Here is a 15,659-nt window from a genome sequence, read left to right as displayed (position 1 = left end):
CCATCCACTCCACCGAAGACGGATGGCCGGAGCCTGACCCCGCGGAGACCGGAAGGTGAACGGCTGTCGCGACACGCGCCGCACCCTCGTTCGGCCGCGGTTGCGCGCACCCCGGCGGCTGATTCGAAGCCGATATCTTGGCGCCGCGGAGCCGAGCGCCTGGGATCGATCGGTGCGGGCCTTCGATATGGTTCGCGGAGCGGGCAACCAGGGAGGGGTGTGTCATGGCGGACCGGGATGACAGGAGCGGGTTCGGAGGGGTGCTGCATCGTCTCTTCGCATCGACAGTCGAAGCACCGGCGGAGGTGAGGAGCGACCCCGTCCGTGGCGAGGCCGTGGTCGCGGCGGAGACGAAGTACGCTCGCTCCCTTCGGCGGGCTGTCGGCGTGGCAGCGCTCGTCGGCTCCCTCCTGGTGGGCGTGCAGGTGCTCTTGGCGCGGTTGACGAGGACGGCTGCCGAAGCCCAGCAGACGGCCGTCTCGGTGGTCTCCCCGGCGACGCTCGACGGGCAGCAGGGAGGTGCCGCACTGCTGCTTCTGCTCCCCTCGTCGATCGCCCTCCAGGTTCTCCTCCGGATGCCCCGGGACCACGAGAACGTCGAGCCGGAGGATGCCGTCGCGCATCGGCAGTTCTGGGGACGAATGGCGGCGGTGGTGGCGATGGCCTCCGCATTCGTCGCCCTCTCGACCTTCGTGAACGCGGCCGTCGCCAACGTCACCGTGAACTCTCTCGATGTGGTGGAGATGTTCGGCGTCCCCGCCGGCGCAGTGCTGGCGCTGCTGATCGCTGCGGATGCGGCGACGCAGGCGGACCTCGAAGCCGTGAGGCTGAGCCTCGCCTCGACGCGGACCGCAGAGGCGATCGAACGGACGCGCGCGGCGGTGTCGCGCATACCGGGCCGGGCAGACCAATCCCCGAAGCGGTCCCTCGTCATCCAGGGGGTCGTTGCCGGCGTCGTGGTGATCGGCGCCGGGTCGGCTCTCGTCCACGGGATGATCGGGCACGCGGGGTTGACGGCCGCGTATGCGTTCTTCGCCACGGCGCTGTCGGTGTTCGCGTTGGGCACCGCCGCCCAGATGATCCCCTCCGTGCTCCAGGCGAAGATCCTGGACACGGTGATCGTGCTGGTGCCGCCGGCGCTGGTCACGGTCGTCGTCGTGCTCGAGGGCGCCACCACGGCGATGCGGTTCGCCACCGGCGAGGATCAGAGCCGGTACCTCACCGGGCTGACGTATGGGCTGCTGATCGCGCTTCCGCCGGTCGTGATCGTCGCGGCGCTCGTGTTGCCTCGCGGCCGAGGACGAGTCTCGTCCCCGCTGTTCGCCGTCGCACGATCGAGCCTCCTGGCTCAGATAGCGCGGTTGGAGAAGGTCGAAATGCGAGGGGAATCGGATCCGTGGCGGGTGTTCGCGGCGCTGGCGATCCTCGCGAGCCCGTTGCCGCCCGTGGCGCTGGTGCTCGTGGTCATCGCGACCTGGCAGCGGCGCCAGAGCACGGATCGGCGACGCCCGCTCATCATCGGGGCGTGGGTCGTGGTGGGGACGGTGGCGGTGATCGAGCTCGTCGCGGTCGTGACGCTTCCGATCTACGGACAGGCGCTGGGGTGGTTCGCGGTGCAGTAGCGCGGGGCGACCGCACCGGAACCACCTGGATGCGCCCACCCACCCCGGTACGCTGGAACCCATGCTCAACATGGCTGACGGCCTCGCTCGTCTCGGTGCGCTCGCCGAGAATCCGGTCGTCGGCACCCTCGCGAGGGCGTTCGAGAGCGCGGGCTACGAATTGGCCGTGGTCGGTGGTCCGGTGCGCGATGCGCTGCTCGGTCGGGAGACGCACGATCTCGACTTCACCACGGACGCGTCGCCCGACGACATCCTGGCGATCGTCACACCGATCTCGACCGCCCGCTGGGACATCGGCCGCGAGTTCGGCACGATCGGTGCGCGCGTGCAGGGCGAGCAGGTCGAGATCACGACGTATCGCGCCGACAGCTACGACGGCGTGACCCGCAAGCCCACGGTCGAGTTCGGCGACACGATCGACGGCGACCTCGTGCGCCGCGACTTCACAGTCAACTCGATGGCGCTCCAGGTGCCGGCTGTGAAGCTCGTCGACCCGACCGGCGGAGTGGAAGACCTCATCGCCGGTGTTCTGCGCACCCCCGCCGACCCGAAGATCTCGTTCGGCGACGACCCGTTGCGGATGCTGCGGGCGGCTCGTTTCAGCGCCCAGCTCGGCTTCCGCGTCGACGAGGCCACCACCGAGGCGATCGCCGCGCTGCGCGAGACCCTGACGATCGTGAGCCCCGAGCGCATCCAGTCCGAGCTCGTGCGCCTCATGCAGACGGACGATCCGGTGCGCGGCATCCGCGTGCTGGTCGACACCGGCCTGATCGACGAGTTCCTCCCCGAGGTCACCGCGCTGCGCCTCGAGGTCGATGAGCACCATCATCACAAGGACGTCTACGAGCACTCGCTCACCGTGCTCCGTCAGGCGATCGAGCTCGAGCACTCCCGGCACCCCGGTGCCGCCCCCGATGTGCCGCTGCGCATCGCCGCCCTGCTGCACGACATCGGCAAGCCTCGCACCCGCAAGCTCGAGGCCGGGGGAGTGGTGACCTTCCATCACCACGACGTGGTCGGGGCGCGCATGGCCCGCAAGCGGCTGCAGGCTCTGCGCTTCGACACCGCCACGACCGACGCCGTCGCGACCCTCATCGAGCTGCACCTGCGCTTCTTCGGCTATGCCGAGGGGACCTGGACGGATGCCGCGGTGCGACGCTACGTGCGCGACGCGGGCGACCTGCTCGAGCGGTTGCACATCCTGACCCGGGCCGATGTGACCACGCGCAACAAGCGCAAGGCCGGTCGCCTGGCGGCTGCGTACGACGACATCGAATCGCGCATCGTCGCCCTCCGTGAGCAGGAGGAGCTCGACTCGATCCGTCCGGAACTCGACGGAAACCGCATCCAGGAGGTGCTCGGCATCTCACCGGGGCGTGAGGTGGGCGAGGCGTACCGGTTCCTGCTCGACCTGCGCCTGGACGAGGGTGTGCTCGGTCCCGACGTCGCGGAGCAGCGCCTCCGCGAGTGGTGGGCCTCGCGCGGCTGACTCCGGCCCGCCTATTCCGCGCGTGGCCCCGCGCTCGTACACTGAATCCACGAAGCCTCTTCGATGATCGGAGATCGCTGTGTCTGCGCCGTGGCAGGTATCCCGCGAGTCCCTTCCGGCGACATCGCGCCTTCTCGTCGAGCGCGCGCACGAGGAACTGCTCGCCGGCAATCTCGACGACCGACGGCTGCAGGGGGTGCGTCCGCTCGTCCGCGAGTCGTGGGAACGCTCGTGGCGCCGCCGTGTCGCCCCCGAAGACACACCGCCGCTGGAGTTGATCAGCGACGAACTGGAGGAGTATCGGCTCGCCCACCCGCTCGCCTCCGCGATGGACATGATCCGCGCCCTGCTGTTGCCGGGCTCGAGCGAGGACACCGGGGTGATCATCGCCGTCGGTGACCAGGCGGGTCGGTTGCTGTGGATCGAAGGCGACGAACAGCTGCGCTCGCTCACGGACGACATGGGCTTCGTCGCCGGTGCGAACTGGTCGGAGGATGCGGTCGGGACGAGTGCGCCCGGCACGGCCCTCGCCTTGGAGCAGTCGGTGCAGATCCGCGGTGCCGAGCACTACAACAGGCTCGTGCATCCGTGGTCGTGCACCGCCGCACCTGTGCGCGACCCGGAGACGAAGCGTGTGCTCGGAGTGATCGACATCACCGGCGGACCCGAGGTCGTGTCCCCGCAGGCACGGTTGCTGGTTGATGCGACGGCTCGGGCCGTGGAGTCCGAGCTGATGGTCTCGCGCCTCCGGGCGAGGAGCGAGACGCCGCGTTCGCGGTCGACCCCCTCGAAGGCGCGTATCCCGGCGACCGCCCGGGCGACGCTGCACGTTCTCGGACGCGACCGTGCGCGCTTGGAGACCGAGTCGGCGCACGGCGAAGCCATGATCGACCTGAGCGCGCGACATGCCGCCATCCTCCTGATGCTCGCGGTCCACCGTCAGGGACTCTCGGCAGAGCGCCTGTGCGAGCTTGTCTACGGCGAAGGGGTCTCGCCCGACACGCTGCGCCCGGAGATGGTGCGTCTGCGCAAGGTGCTCGAGCGCACGGCCCCCGACCTCGTGCCGGAGTCCCGTCCCTATCGGCTGCCCGTCGCCCTCGACACCGACGCGCATGACGTGCTCTCGCTGCTCGACCGCGGTGCTCACCGTGTCGCACTGACGGCGTACCGCGGGCCCGTGCTGCCCGAGTCGACCTCGCCCGGGGTGGAGGAGTTCCGCGAGACGGTGCGCGGGGCGTTGCGTGAGGTGATGCTCTCGGAGGCCAGCCTCGACGTTCTGCTCTCCTACGCCGAGATCCCCGAGGGGCAGGGCGACGCCGAGGTGCTGCGCCTGGCCCTGGAGATGCTCCCCGCACGGTCGCCGAAGCGCGCGGCACTGGTCACCCGCATCGAGCGCCTCGGTACCTGATCCCCCGGTGCGGGATCGAAAACGCCCCTCCCGGGCCCCTCTCCGGTGCGTTTCTGATCCCGCACGGGGGTCGATCCCGCGACTGCAACCCGCTGCAACGTTGCGCATCGGGGTGCAACCTCCCGCGACCTACCTTCGGAACACAGCCGCGCACGAAGCGCGGCCCGTCGAAGGAGACTCCATGAGCATCGTCGAAGAAGACGTGTCCCTCGCCTACGCGGCCCCGGGCCGGCCGGGCGCCCTCGCGAACTATCGTCCCCGATACGGCCACTACATCGGCGGAGAGTTCGTCGAACCCGTGAAGGGTCAGTACTTCGAGAACATCAGCCCCGTCAACGGCAAGCCCTTCACGGAGGTCGGCCGTGGCACGAGCGAAGACATCGACCGCGCCGTGGACGTGGCCTGGAAGGCGTTCACCGGATGGGGGAAGACGAGTCCGGCCGAGCGCTCGGTCATCCTGAATCGCATCGCGGATCGGATCGAGCAGCACCTCGAGGAGATCGCTGTCGCGGAGACGTGGGAGAACGGCAAGCCCGTGCGCGAGACCCTCGCCGCCGACATCCCTCTCGCCGTCGACCACTTCCGCTACTTCGCCGGTGTGCTGCGGGCACAGGAGGGCGGGATCAGCCAGCTCGACGAGAACACCGTCGCGTACCACTTCCATGAGCCGCTCGGCGTGGTCGGGCAGATCATCCCCTGGAACTTCCCGATCCTGATGGCCGTGTGGAAGCTCGCGCCCGCGCTCGCCGCAGGCAACTGCGTCGTGATCAAGCCGGCCGAGCAGACGCCGGCATCCCTGCTGTTCCTGTTCGACATCATCGGTGACCTGCTCCCGGCGGGTGTCGTGAACATCGTCAACGGGTTCGGCATCGAGGCGGGCGCTCCGCTCGCGCAGCACAAGCGCATCCGCAAGGTCGCCTTCACGGGAGAGACCACGACCGGTCGTCTGATCATGCAGTACGCCTCGCAGAACCTGATCCCGGTCACGCTGGAGCTGGGAGGCAAGAGCCCGAACGTGTTCTTCGACGACGTCGCCCGCTCGACCAGTGACCCGTTCTACGACAAGGCACTCGAGGGCTTCACGATGTTCGCGCTGAACCAGGGCGAGGTCTGCACCTGCCCCTCGCGTGCACTCATCCAGCGGTCGATCTACGACGGATTCCTCGCCGACGGACTCCAGCGCGTCGGCAAGGTCGTGCAGGGCAACCCGCTCGACCCCGCCACGATGATCGGTGCGCAGGCATCGAACGACCAGCTGGAGAAGATCCTCAGCTACATCGACATCGGCACGCAGGGCGGTGCGCGACTGCTGGCCGGAGGGGAGCGGGTCGACCTCGGCGGTGATCTCAGCGAGGGGTTCTACGTCGCCCCGACCGTGTTCGAGGGCACGAACGACATGCGCATCTTCCAGGAGGAGATCTTCGGTCCGGTGCTCTCGGTCACGTCGTTCGATGACTTCGACGACGCGATCTCCATCGCGAACGACACGCTCTACGGACTGGGTGCGGGTGTGTGGAGCCGCAGTGGGGACACGGCCTATCGCGCGGGCCGGGCGATCGAGGCCGGACGCGTATGGACGAACACCTACCACCAGTACCCGGCCCACGCCGCGTTCGGCGGGTACAAGCAGTCGGGTGTGGGGCGCGAGAACCACAAGATGATGCTCGACCATTACCAGCAGACGAAGAACCTCCTCGTCTCGTACGCGGAAGGGCCCATGGGCTTCTTCTGAGCTCGACCCCGGGCGGGCGCTGCTCCCTCAGCGCCCGCCCGGACCATCTCTGGAAGGGGGAACCGTGGCCATCAGCGGCACACAGCAGCGGGTCGATGTGACGGAGGCCGCGGCCTCTCTCGTGCGGGAGCTCACCGTGCAGCACGGTCCGCTCATGTTCCATCAGTCGGGCGGATGCTGCGACGGCTCCGCGCCCATGTGCTTCCCGGTCGGTATGTTCCTCATCGGCGAGGGCGACGTGCTGCTCGGCGCACTCGATGTCGGACTCGCAGACCCCGTCGAGGTCTACATGTCGCAGTCGCAGTTCGAGTACTGGAAGTACACGCACCTGACCATCGACGTGGTGCCGGGGCGCGGTGCGGGCTTCAGCGTCGAAGGACCGACGGGCATGCGGTTCCTCATCCGCTCTCGGATGCTGGACGACGCGGAGCTTGCGTACTTCGGATTGGCGACGCCGGCAAGCTGACGTCCCGCCTCAGCGCGGCAGCCGCGGAACCGCGTCGACGAGCGCTCGCGTGTACGGGTCCTGCGGGTCGTGCAGCACGGCCGAAGTGGCACCCTGCTCGACGACGCGACCGTTCTGCAGCACGAGCGTGCGGTCGCACGCCGAGGCGATCGCGGTGAGGTCGTGCGACACCATCACGAGCGACAGGCCGTTCTCGCGACGCAAGCGATCGAGCAGCTCGAGCACCTGCACGCGCGTCGTCACGTCGAGCGCGCTGACCGGCTCATCGGCGAGAAGCACGCGCGGGCGGGAGACCACGGCGCGGGCGATCGCGATGCGCTGACGCTGCCCGCCGGAGAACTCGTGCGGATAGCGGCGGGCGGTGTCAGCGGGAAGCCCGACGGAGTCCAGGGCCTCGGCGATGCGGCGTTGCGCGTCGGCGCCGGATGCCAGGCCGAGCGAGCGGAGTGGTTCGCCGACGATCCGGTCGATGCGCTGGCGAGGGTCGAGCGACGAGTACGGGTCTTGGAACACCGGCTGCACACTCGCGCGGAACCGTCGCATCTGTGCGCGGTCGCGCAGGGCGAGCGGGGCGCCCTCGAACAGCACCCGTCCGTCGCGCGGAGCATCAAGCCCGAGCATCAGCCGCAGGATCGTGGACTTGCCCGCCCCCGACTCGCCGACGAGGCCCAACGAGTCGCCCTCGTCGATGCGCAGCGACACGTCGTGAAGAACGCGGCGCGATCCATAGGCGAAGCCGGCTCCGCGCACTTCGAGCAGCGTCATCGTCCGACCTCCCCGGCATCGAGGAAGGCATCGAGCGCGCGGGCGCTGTCGACCAGCATCCACGTGTACGGCTCGGCCGGCTCCTGCAGCACCTGCGCCACCGCGCCCGCTTCCACGACGAGTCCGTCGCGCAACACGACGATGCGATCCACCATGCGCGAGACCACGGCCAGGTCATGGCTGATGAACAGCAGCGCCATGCCCCGCTCGTCGACCAGGCGTTCGAGCAACGTGAGCACGCCGTCCTGCACGGTCACGTCGAGTGCGGTGGTCGGCTCGTCGGCGATGAGCAGTTGCGGGCGGGCCGCGAGGGCGATGGCGATGGCGACACGCTGGCGCTGACCACCCGAGAGCTCATGCGGGTAGGCGCGCGCGATGCGGGCGTCGGAGAGGGAGACCTCGTCGAGGGCCGTGGCGACGGCGCTCTTCAGCTCCGCCCCGCGCAGACCGAGGTGGCGCCGCAGCGGTTCGGCGATCTGTCGTCCCACCCGCATCAGGGGGTCGAGCGCGGTGAGCGGCTCCTGGAACACGATCTGCGCGACGGGTCCGCGCAGCGGGCGGAGGTCGGCGTCGCGAGCGTCGATCACCTGGTGCCCGTCGAGCAGCACCGAGCCCGACGCGCGGAGGGCGTCCGGCAGCAGGCCGGTCACAGCCATCGAGGTCAGCGACTTGCCCGAGCCGGACTCGCCGATCAGCCCCAGGCGCTCCCCCGCCCCGAGGGAGAACGAGACATCGCGCACGAGCGCGCCGGCGCCGGAGCGGACCGTGAGTCCGGAGACGTCGAGGAGGCTCATCGGCTCCTCCTTCGGGTCGGGTCGGCGAGGTCGCGCAGACCATCGGCGAGGAAGTTCACACCGAGCACGAGCGCGATGATCGCGACTCCGGGAGCGATGGCACCGACGGGTGCGGTGAGCACGGTGCCCTGCGCCTCCTGCAGCATCCGTCCCCACGAAGCGTTGGGCGGCGGTGCCCCGAGCCCGAGGTACGACAGGCTCGCCTCGGCCAGCACGGCGGCACCGAACTGCAGCGCCAGGCTCACGGCGAGGGTGGGTGCGATGTTCGGCAGCACGTGTTGGAACACGATCCCGAGCACGCCGGTGCCGCTCGTGCGCGCGGCGGTGATGTACTGCTCCTGCAGCACGCGGCGCGCGAGGATACGCGTGAGTCGCGCCACGACCGCCGACATCGCCAGGCCGATCGCGAGCACCGCAGACCACAGCGACGCTCCCTGCACCGCGACGACCAGCATCGCCAGCAGCAGCACGGGGAACGCGATCACCACGTCGAGGCCTGCGGAGAGGGTGTCGTCGACCCAGGGGCGGGCGAACGCGGCGAGAAGGCCGATGATCGTCCCGAGGACCGCGGCGATCGCGACCGCGCCCGTGCCGACGATGAGCGCGATCCGTGCGCCCCACATCAATTGCGAGAACAGGTCGCGGCCGAGTCGATCGGTGCCGAGGAGGTGCTGTGCGCTCGGGCCCTCGAGCCGGCCTCCACTGGTGTCGGCGAGCGGATAGGGCAGCCAGAACAGGGAGACCAGCGCGATCAGCACGATGACGCCGGTGAGGACGATCCCGATCACCAGGGTCGCCTTCGGCCGCCGGCGCACGGGTACGGAGGCGGTGATCAGCTGTTCGGCGACGCGGCTCATCGGTTCCCCGAAACGCTCGTGCGCAGGCGCGGATCGATCAGACGCTGCACGATGTCGGCGGCGAACCCGACCAGCAGCACGAAGAGCGTGCTGACGACGAGGACGCCCTGGATCACCTGGAAATCGTGCTGCTCGATGGCCGAGAGCAGCAGGCTGCCGAGCCCGGGAAGTGTGAAGACGCTCTCGACGACCACCGCGCCGAGGAGCGTGGTCGACAGTTCGATGCCGAGGACCGCGACCACGGGCACCGCCCCGTTGCGCACGCCGTGCCGGAGCAGCGCTTCCCCCATGCCGGAACCTCCGGCGCGCGCGGTGCGCAGGTAGTCGCTTCCGAGCACGTCGAGTGTCGCCGAGCGGACGTAGCGGCTGAGAGAGGCGCTCATGACGATCACGATGGTGAGAATGGGCAGCGCGAGCGAGCGGAGCGCATCCGCCGGATCCTCCCAGTCCTTCCGGGGGAACCCGCCGGAGGGCAGCACGCCGAGACCGAGCGCGAACACCCAGACGAGCACGACGCCGACCCAGAACACGGGGACAGCGACGCCGAGCTGCGCGAACCCCGACAGCGCGATCCCGTACCAGCGGTCGGACTTGACGGCCGCGGTGATACCGATCACGAGTGAGACGAGGAGCGCGAGGGTGAAGGCGATGAGCGTGAGCGGGAGCGTCACGGCGAGCCGATCGGCGATGTCGGGTCCGACCGGACGGGAGCTCAGGAACGATTCACCGAGATCGAAGCGGAGCAGCTGACCCGCCCAGGTGGTGAACTGCTGCAGCAGGGGCTGGTCCGAGCCGACCTGGGCGCGCGCGGCGGCGATCTGCTCGGGGGTGGCGTTCACCGAGAGCAGCGCGTTGGCCGGGTCGCCGGGGAGAAGACGCAGCAGCACGAAGATCGCGACCATCGCGACGACGAGCGACACCGCGAGGAACGCGAGGCGGCGCAGGAGGTAGGCGAGCATGGCTTCTCAGGATGACGTGGGGGATGCCGACGCGCGGCATCCCCCACGCACGTCAGGACTTGACGATGTCGTAGGCGAAGAACTGCGAGTTCAGGCCGTTGACCGGGTACCCGCTGAGGTCGCTCGAGGCGACCACGATCTGCGGGTACAGGTACAACCATACGCTCGCGGCATCGGCGGCGATCTTCTCGTTGACCTTCTTGAGAAGAGCGGTCTGCTCGTCGGTCGTCGCGGCCTGCTCGGCGTCGGCGACCCACTGCTGCACATCGGCGTCGTCGTAGCCCCAGTAGAAGTCGGGGTTGCCGTACCAGACCACGTCGCGGTCGTTCACGTGCTCCTGCAGCGTGGCCTGGAAGTCCTGCTCCTTGAAGACCTTCGTGTACCACTCGTCGGCGCTGATCGTGTTGATTTCGACCGTGATGCCGACCTCGGCGAGCTGCGACTGCAGGAACTCCGCCACCGCGGGGTGAGGGTCGTAGCTCGGGGTGTCGAGCGTGAACGTGAAGCCGTCGGCGTAGCCCGCCTCCGCGAGCAGCTTCTTCGAGAGGTCGACGTCGTAGGGGTTGACCTGCGTGAGGTCCTCGTACCAGGGATCGGTGGGCGGCACCATCGAGCCGATCAGCGTGCCGTAGTCACCCCAGATCGATTCGAGCAGCTTCTTCGTGTCGATCGCGGAGTAGACCGCCTTGCGCACGCGAGTGTCGTCGAAAGGAGCGACGCGGTCGTTGAAGGCGAGCAGCTCCTTCGTGGTGGAGGTGCCCTCGCTCACGACATAGTCGTCGGAGTCGAACTGCGTCAGCGAGTCCGGGTTCTGCACGCTGGTGATGACGTCGATCTCACCCGTGAGGAGCGCGTTGTTCTCGGCCGTCGCGTCGGTGAAGTACGTGTAGACGACCTCGCCGTTCTTGGCGGGCTCGCCCCAGTAGTCGTCCCAGCGCTGGAGGGTGAGGGTCGAACCCTTCTTCCACTCGTCGAGCGTGTAGGGGCCGGTGCCGTCCTCCGTGCTCGTGATGTCGCCGGCCTCGTCGTTCACGATCCAGACGTAGCTGAGGTTGTACAGGAACGAGATCGACCGCTGCGACAGCGTGAACACGACGGTGCTGTCGTCGGGGGTGGCGATGTCGGCGATCGTCGTGAAGCTCGACTTGCGGGCCGACACGGAATCTTCGGCGGTGACGGCCTCGATGCTCGACTTCACGTCGGCGGAGGTGAGCGGGTCGCCCGAGTGGAAGGTCACGTCGTCGCGGAGCGTGATCGTGTAGGTCAGGCCGTCGTCGGACACCTGGGCGTCTTCGGCGAGAAGAGGTTCGACCTCACCGTCATCCGTCAGCCGGTACAGGCCCTCGTAGACGTTGCCGGCCAGAGCCTCGGTCACGCCCTGCCCGCCGCCCTGCGTGTTGCTCAGGTTGGTCGGCTCGTACAGCGACCCGATGAAGATCGTGGCGTCTTCGCTCGCGGTCGCGTCGTCGCTCGTGCCCGACGCGCAGCCAGCCACGAGCGCGAGCGTGGCGACGGCGCCGAGCGCGCCGAGGATGCGGGTTCTTCTCATGAGTGCTCCAGGGTGAGAGTGTGCGGCGTCACGCCGCGTAGATGTCGAAGCCGTCGCGGAACACGACGTTCTTCTCGCCTGCTCGGATGGGCAGGGGGAAGCGGTTGGATGCCGGCGGCAGCGGGCAGTTGTACTGGGCGCTGAAACCGCACGGCGGCACGAACGCGCGGTTGAAGTCGAGGACCACCGAGCCCTCGTCATCCCGCAGCTGCACGAACAGGAACCGTCCGGATCCGTAGGTCTCCGCGCCGTTCGTCTCGTCGCCGAAGACGAGCAGCAGCGTGCCGCCGTCGTCGAACGCGGCCAGGGTGTACTCCTGGCCCGCGAGCTCGAGGCGGATGTCGCCCGGCACGACCAGGTCGCGGGTGCCACCGTTGTCGCGGATGTGCTCGAACGACACGCGGCGGTCGCCGGAGACCGGGGTGAAGTGCCCTTCGAGCACCCAGGCCGGGTCGTACTCGTAGGTGTCGATGCGGTCGAAGGCGCGGATGGCGGGGGCATCGGCGTCCCAGACGCGCAGCCCATGCTCGGCCTCACCGGTCTCGATGTTCGTGCGCTCGATCGGTGTCACCGTGACCGTGTCGGCCGCGGCGCGCTGTTCGGCCTCGAGGTCGGGGCGCTCGCCGGTCCAACGGGTCTCGATCAGGGCGAGGTTGCCGGTCGCCGAGGTGACGGCGGCGCGGCGCTCGGCCTGCCAGTGGGTGTGTTCTTCGCGTTCAGGCATCACTTTCAATTCTCTTGCATGGAGAAGGCGGCGGGGTCGGCCTCGTCACCCGGGGTAACGCTGGGGGACGCACTCTCCATTCCGAGGACCCCTGTACGGGTATCTGCCGTACACTCTCCTCATGAGTACTTCCACCACGCCGCTGAAGAGCGCCCGCCTGGAATTCCGAGTCACGGCCGACCAGAAGGAGACGATCGAAGAGGCAGCCGCTATCGAGGGCCGCACCGTGACGGACTTCTCGGCATCGGTGCTGGTGGAGCGGGCGCAGGAGGTCATCGAACGCGAACGTCGATTGCGCGTCGATGCTGTCCGGTTCGATGCCTTCATCGAGGTCATGGAACGCCCGCCTCGCACGGTCGAGGGTCTGCGAGAGCTGCTGAGACGGGAATCCGTCTTCGTTGACTGAGTTCCGCACACCCCGGCCTCTCGCGGCCGGCGACAAGCTGTCCGATTTCCGCTGTGGGGAGGAGAGTCTCGACAGCTGGTTGCGAGGACGGGCCCGCTCGAACGAGAAGAGCGGTGCTTCCCGCACGATGGTCTCGGTGACGCGGGAGGGGAGGGTCGCGGGGTACTACTGCCTCTCGTCGAGTGCGCTGGACCGTGGCGACGGACCTCCGCCCCTCGCGGTCGGAATGCCCGTCTCCGTTCCCATCGTGCTGCTCGGTCGCCTCGCCGTCGACCGCGAGTACGCAGGACGCGGCCTCGGCGTCTCCCTCCTGCAGCACGCGACCATGCGTGCGCTCGAAGCCGCAGACGCCATCGGCGTGCGTGCCATCCTGGTGCACGCGATCAACGATGAGGTCGTGCCGTTCTACGAGCGCTTCGGTTTCGAACGGTTCCCCGGAGCGCAGCGCTCGCTGTTCCTCCTCGCCCAGGATGCCAGGGCGACGCTTTCGGCGTGACCGACCTCAGCCGCTCACGCCGTCGAGCATCGCCTTCGACGCGCGCGTCTGGGCGCGCAGCGCTGCGGCGAGGGCGGAGACGGCGGGCAGACGCAACGACTCCGGACGGGCGACCAGGTAGTACGGAAGCTTCTCGGCGAAGACCGTGGGCAGCAGTCGCACGAGGTCGGCATGGCGGTCGGCCGCGAAACAGGGGAGGAGCCCGACGCCGGCACCTGCGCGCGTCGCCTCCACGTGCACGAAGACATTGGTCGAGGTGAGGCCGTCCTGCATGCGGGGGACGAGTCGACGGGGCAGATCGAGGGCATCGACCTGCAGCATCGAGTCGACGAAGTAGACCAGGTGGTGCTGCTCCAAATCGGCGGCGGTGCTCGGTGTTCCGGCCCGAGCGAGGTAGTCGCGGGATGCGTACATGCCCAGCGTGTACGTGCCGAGCTTCACCGCGTGTGCGCGACGCGTCTGCGGAGCTCCCACCACCACTTCGAGATCGAGCCCGGCGCGATGCTCGGCAGCGCGCCGGGTCGCCGCGACGATCTCGACCGTGAGCCGCGGATGCGCGATGCGGAGGGCGGCGACCGCGGGAGCCGCGATGTAGGCGCTGAAGCCATCGGTGGCCGACATGCGGACGACTCCCGAGACCGGATCGGGGGTCTCGGCGCCGCTGTCGAGCTGAGACAGCGCGGCTTCGATACGGCCTCCCGTCTCCGCGGCGGATCGGCCGAGGTCGGTCAGCTCCCATCCCGTCGCGGACTGCGCGACCACGCGACCGCCGAGCGCGTCCTCGAGGGCCGCGATGCGCCGGGCGACCGTCGTGTGGTCGAGGCCCAGATGCGTGGCGGCACTGGTGTAGCGCCCGGTGCGCGCGACTGCGAGGAGGACGAGCAGATCATCGGCACGGGGGCGCTTGGCGGCATCCATTCTGCAATTATGCACATGCGATGTGCAGCACTGGGCGTTGTTGCAAAGCCGCAGGTGCCTGACACTGGGACGCGGGTGTCACCGGCGACACCCGAAGGAGACAGACATGACATCCTCAGTGAGCGCGGCCCCCGCCGCCCCCTCGGCCCCGACCTCGAAGCTCAAGCGCGTCGTCGCGGCCTCCATGGCCGGCACGGTCGTGGAGTGGTACGAGTTCTTCCTCTACGCCACGGCCGCGAGCCTGGTCTTCGGCACCTACTTCTTCCCAGCCACCGGCTCCCCGCTCGACGGCATCATCGCCGCCTTCGTCACCTACGCGGTCGGTTTCATCGCCCGCCCGCTCGGTGGCATCGTCTTCGGGCAGATCGGTGACCGGTTCGGCCGCAAGCCCACGCTGCAGGCGACGATCATCATCGTGGGCGCGGCGACGTTCCTGATGGGGTGCCTGCCCGGGTTCCAGAGCATCGGCTACTGGGCCCCGGCGTTACTGGTCGCGCTGCGCTTCCTCCAGGGGTTCGCGGTCGGCGGTGAGTGGGGCGGCGCGGTGCTTCTCGTCGCCGAGCAGAGTCCCGACCGCTCCCGTTCCTTCTGGTCGAGCTGGCCGCAGGCCGCCGTGCCGGTGGGCAATCTGCTCGCCACGCTCGTGCTCCTCGTGAGCTCCTGGGTGATGACCTCCGACGCCTTCCTCGAGTGGGGGTGGCGCATCGCCTTCTGGCTGTCGGCCGTGATCGTCCTGGTCGGCTTCTACATCCGTCGTCACGTCGAGGAGGCGCCGATCTTCCTCGAAGCGAAGGCACAGGTCGAGGCGGAGAAGGCCACGTCCTACGGCGTCGTCGAGGTGCTGCGCCGCTACCCGAAGGGTCTCCTCCAGGCGATGGGACTCCGCTTCGCCGAGAACATCGTCTACTACATCGTGGTGAGCTTCACGATCGTGTATCTGAAGACGGTGCACGAGTACGACACGAGTCAGCTTCTGCTCGCTCTGCTCATCGCGCACGTGGTGCATTTCGCGATCATCCCGCAGCTCGGGCGTCTCGCCGATCGCTGGGGACGCAAGCCGGTATACCTGACCGGTGCGATCCTCAGCGCGACCTGGGCGTTCTTCGCCTTCCCGCTGTTCGACACCCTCAACCCGGTGCTGATCGTGCTCGCGGTGACGGTCGGGCTCTGCTTCCACGCGTTCATGTACGCGCCGCAACCCGCGGTGATGGCCGAGCTCTTCCCGACCCGCATGCGCTATTCCGGCGTCTCGCTCGGATCCCAGGTCACGGCGATCCTCGCCGGATCGCTCGCACCGATCCTCGCGATCCAGTGGCTGCGCGACTTCGGCTCCTGGCTGCCGATCGCGATCTACATCGTCATCGCGTGCGTCGTCACCGCCGTCGCCGTGCTGTCGTTGCGGGAGACCAAGGGCATCTCGCTGCAGTCGATCGACGACGCGGACGCGGCGCGCACCGCCGCGGCCTGAACCACG

Annotated in this window: 15 protein-coding genes; 8 read left to right on the top strand and 7 right to left on the bottom strand. The window is 68.8% G+C overall.

Annotated features, from left to right (window positions below):
- Positions 1–224: 224 nt before the first annotated feature.
- The 5 genes from FGL91_RS04580 to FGL91_RS04560 all read left to right on the top strand — a co-directional run bounded on the left by FGL91_RS04580 (position 225) and on the right by FGL91_RS04560 (position 6,717).
- On the top strand, positions 225–1,622 hold the full coding sequence (locus tag FGL91_RS04580; protein ID WP_153243199.1) for a hypothetical protein: 1,398 nt from the start codon (positions 225–227) through the stop codon (positions 1,620–1,622).
- Positions 1,623–1,683: 61 nt separating this feature from the next.
- Positions 1,684–3,111 (top strand): CCA tRNA nucleotidyltransferase, encoded by a 1,428-nt coding sequence (locus FGL91_RS04575; RefSeq protein ID WP_153243198.1) that lies wholly within the window; start codon positions 1,684–1,686, stop codon positions 3,109–3,111.
- Between the two features lie 79 nt (positions 3,112–3,190).
- Positions 3,191–4,519: a GAF domain-containing protein gene (locus tag FGL91_RS04570; protein WP_153243197.1), complete on the top strand. Its 1,329-nt coding sequence runs from the start codon at positions 3,191–3,193 to the stop codon at positions 4,517–4,519.
- A gap of 181 nt (positions 4,520–4,700) precedes the next feature.
- On the top strand, positions 4,701–6,251 hold the full coding sequence (locus FGL91_RS04565) for an aldehyde dehydrogenase family protein (protein WP_131491681.1): 1,551 nt from the start codon (positions 4,701–4,703) through the stop codon (positions 6,249–6,251).
- Between the two features lie 64 nt (positions 6,252–6,315).
- The gene (locus tag FGL91_RS04560; RefSeq protein ID WP_194239311.1) at positions 6,316–6,717 is read left to right on the top strand and encodes a DUF779 domain-containing protein; all 402 of its coding nucleotides are present in this window, start codon (positions 6,316–6,318) and stop codon (positions 6,715–6,717) included.
- 9 nt (positions 6,718–6,726) lie between these two features.
- Here FGL91_RS04560 and FGL91_RS04555 read toward each other — a convergent pair whose 3' ends face one another.
- From FGL91_RS04555 to FGL91_RS04530, 6 genes are read right to left on the bottom strand one after another with little or no spacing between them, the layout of a single operon-like run.
- Positions 6,727–7,482: an ABC transporter ATP-binding protein gene (locus FGL91_RS04555; protein WP_047521428.1), complete on the bottom strand. Its 756-nt coding sequence runs from the start codon at positions 7,480–7,482 to the stop codon at positions 6,727–6,729.
- Complete coding sequence (locus FGL91_RS04550) at positions 7,479–8,276, bottom strand: ABC transporter ATP-binding protein (RefSeq protein WP_153243196.1); 798 nt, start codon at positions 8,274–8,276, stop codon at positions 7,479–7,481. Before FGL91_RS04550 ends, FGL91_RS04555 begins: the two co-directional genes overlap by 4 nt.
- Positions 8,273–9,133: an ABC transporter permease gene (locus tag FGL91_RS04545; RefSeq protein ID WP_047521436.1), complete on the bottom strand. Its 861-nt coding sequence runs from the start codon at positions 9,131–9,133 to the stop codon at positions 8,273–8,275. Before FGL91_RS04545 ends, FGL91_RS04550 begins: the two co-directional genes overlap by 4 nt.
- On the bottom strand, positions 9,130–10,092 hold the full coding sequence (locus FGL91_RS04540; protein WP_047521443.1) for an ABC transporter permease: 963 nt from the start codon (positions 10,090–10,092) through the stop codon (positions 9,130–9,132). Before FGL91_RS04540 ends, FGL91_RS04545 begins: the two co-directional genes overlap by 4 nt.
- Before the next feature lie 52 nt (positions 10,093–10,144).
- Complete coding sequence (locus tag FGL91_RS04535; RefSeq protein ID WP_153243195.1) at positions 10,145–11,641, bottom strand: ABC transporter substrate-binding protein; 1,497 nt, start codon at positions 11,639–11,641, stop codon at positions 10,145–10,147.
- 28 nt (positions 11,642–11,669) lie between these two features.
- The gene (locus FGL91_RS04530; RefSeq protein ID WP_153243194.1) at positions 11,670–12,365 is read right to left on the bottom strand and encodes a DUF1684 domain-containing protein; all 696 of its coding nucleotides are present in this window, start codon (positions 12,363–12,365) and stop codon (positions 11,670–11,672) included.
- 121 nt (positions 12,366–12,486) lie between these two features.
- Between FGL91_RS04530 and FGL91_RS04525 the strand changes: the two genes are divergently transcribed.
- Both FGL91_RS04525 and FGL91_RS04520 read left to right on the top strand, forming a co-directional pair.
- Positions 12,487–12,771, top strand: a complete 285-nt coding sequence (locus FGL91_RS04525) for a DUF1778 domain-containing protein (protein WP_047521454.1) — start codon at positions 12,487–12,489, stop codon at positions 12,769–12,771.
- Positions 12,764–13,267 (top strand): GNAT family N-acetyltransferase, encoded by a 504-nt coding sequence (locus FGL91_RS04520; RefSeq protein WP_131491688.1) that lies wholly within the window; start codon positions 12,764–12,766, stop codon positions 13,265–13,267. The genes FGL91_RS04525 and FGL91_RS04520 overlap by 8 nt, the downstream gene beginning before the upstream one ends.
- Before the next feature lie 6 nt (positions 13,268–13,273).
- Here the strand turns inward: FGL91_RS04520 and FGL91_RS04515 are convergent, their stop codons facing one another.
- The gene (locus FGL91_RS04515; protein ID WP_153243193.1) at positions 13,274–14,185 is read right to left on the bottom strand and encodes a LysR family transcriptional regulator; all 912 of its coding nucleotides are present in this window, start codon (positions 14,183–14,185) and stop codon (positions 13,274–13,276) included.
- A gap of 106 nt (positions 14,186–14,291) precedes the next feature.
- Here FGL91_RS04515 and FGL91_RS04510 point away from each other — a divergent pair, with 106 nt between their 5' ends.
- Positions 14,292–15,653, top strand: a complete 1,362-nt coding sequence (locus FGL91_RS04510; RefSeq protein WP_131491690.1) for an MFS transporter — start codon at positions 14,292–14,294, stop codon at positions 15,651–15,653.
- Positions 15,654–15,659 lie beyond the last annotated feature (6 nt).

It is taken from the genome of Microbacterium sp. CBA3102 (assembly GCF_007954505.1).
Classification (GTDB): Bacteria; Actinomycetota; Actinomycetes; order Actinomycetales; family Microbacteriaceae; genus Microbacterium; species Microbacterium aurugineum.
This window is presented reverse-complemented; position numbering and strand designations above follow the sequence as displayed.

Bases quoted from the DNA above. Each gene is read 5' to 3' on its own strand.
- FGL91_RS04580 (WP_153243199.1), top strand. From the start codon at position 225: ATGGCGGACCGGGATGACAGGAGCGGGTTCGGAGGGGTGCTGCATCGT.
- FGL91_RS04575 (WP_153243198.1), top strand. From the start codon at position 1,684: ATGCTCAACATGGCTGACGGCCTCGCTCGTCTCGGTGCGCTCGCCGAG.
- FGL91_RS04565 (WP_131491681.1), top strand. From the start codon at position 4,701: ATGAGCATCGTCGAAGAAGACGTGTCCCTCGCCTACGCGGCCCCGGGC.
- FGL91_RS04555 (WP_047521428.1), bottom strand. From the start codon at position 7,482: ATGACGCTGCTCGAAGTGCGCGGAGCCGGCTTCGCCTATGGATCGCGC.
- FGL91_RS04550 (WP_153243196.1), bottom strand. From the start codon at position 8,276: ATGAGCCTCCTCGACGTCTCCGGACTCACGGTCCGCTCCGGCGCCGGC.
- FGL91_RS04545 (WP_047521436.1), bottom strand. From the start codon at position 9,133: ATGAGCCGCGTCGCCGAACAGCTGATCACCGCCTCCGTACCCGTGCGC.
- FGL91_RS04540 (WP_047521443.1), bottom strand. From the start codon at position 10,092: ATGCTCGCCTACCTCCTGCGCCGCCTCGCGTTCCTCGCGGTGTCGCTC.
- FGL91_RS04535 (WP_153243195.1), bottom strand. From the start codon at position 11,641: ATGAGAAGAACCCGCATCCTCGGCGCGCTCGGCGCCGTCGCCACGCTC.
- FGL91_RS04530 (WP_153243194.1), bottom strand. From the start codon at position 12,365: ATGCCTGAACGCGAAGAACACACCCACTGGCAGGCCGAGCGCCGCGCC.
- FGL91_RS04525 (WP_047521454.1), top strand. From the start codon at position 12,487: ATGAGTACTTCCACCACGCCGCTGAAGAGCGCCCGCCTGGAATTCCGA.
- FGL91_RS04515 (WP_153243193.1), bottom strand. From the start codon at position 14,185: ATGGATGCCGCCAAGCGCCCCCGTGCCGATGATCTGCTCGTCCTCCTC.
- FGL91_RS04510 (WP_131491690.1), top strand. From the start codon at position 14,292: ATGACATCCTCAGTGAGCGCGGCCCCCGCCGCCCCCTCGGCCCCGACC.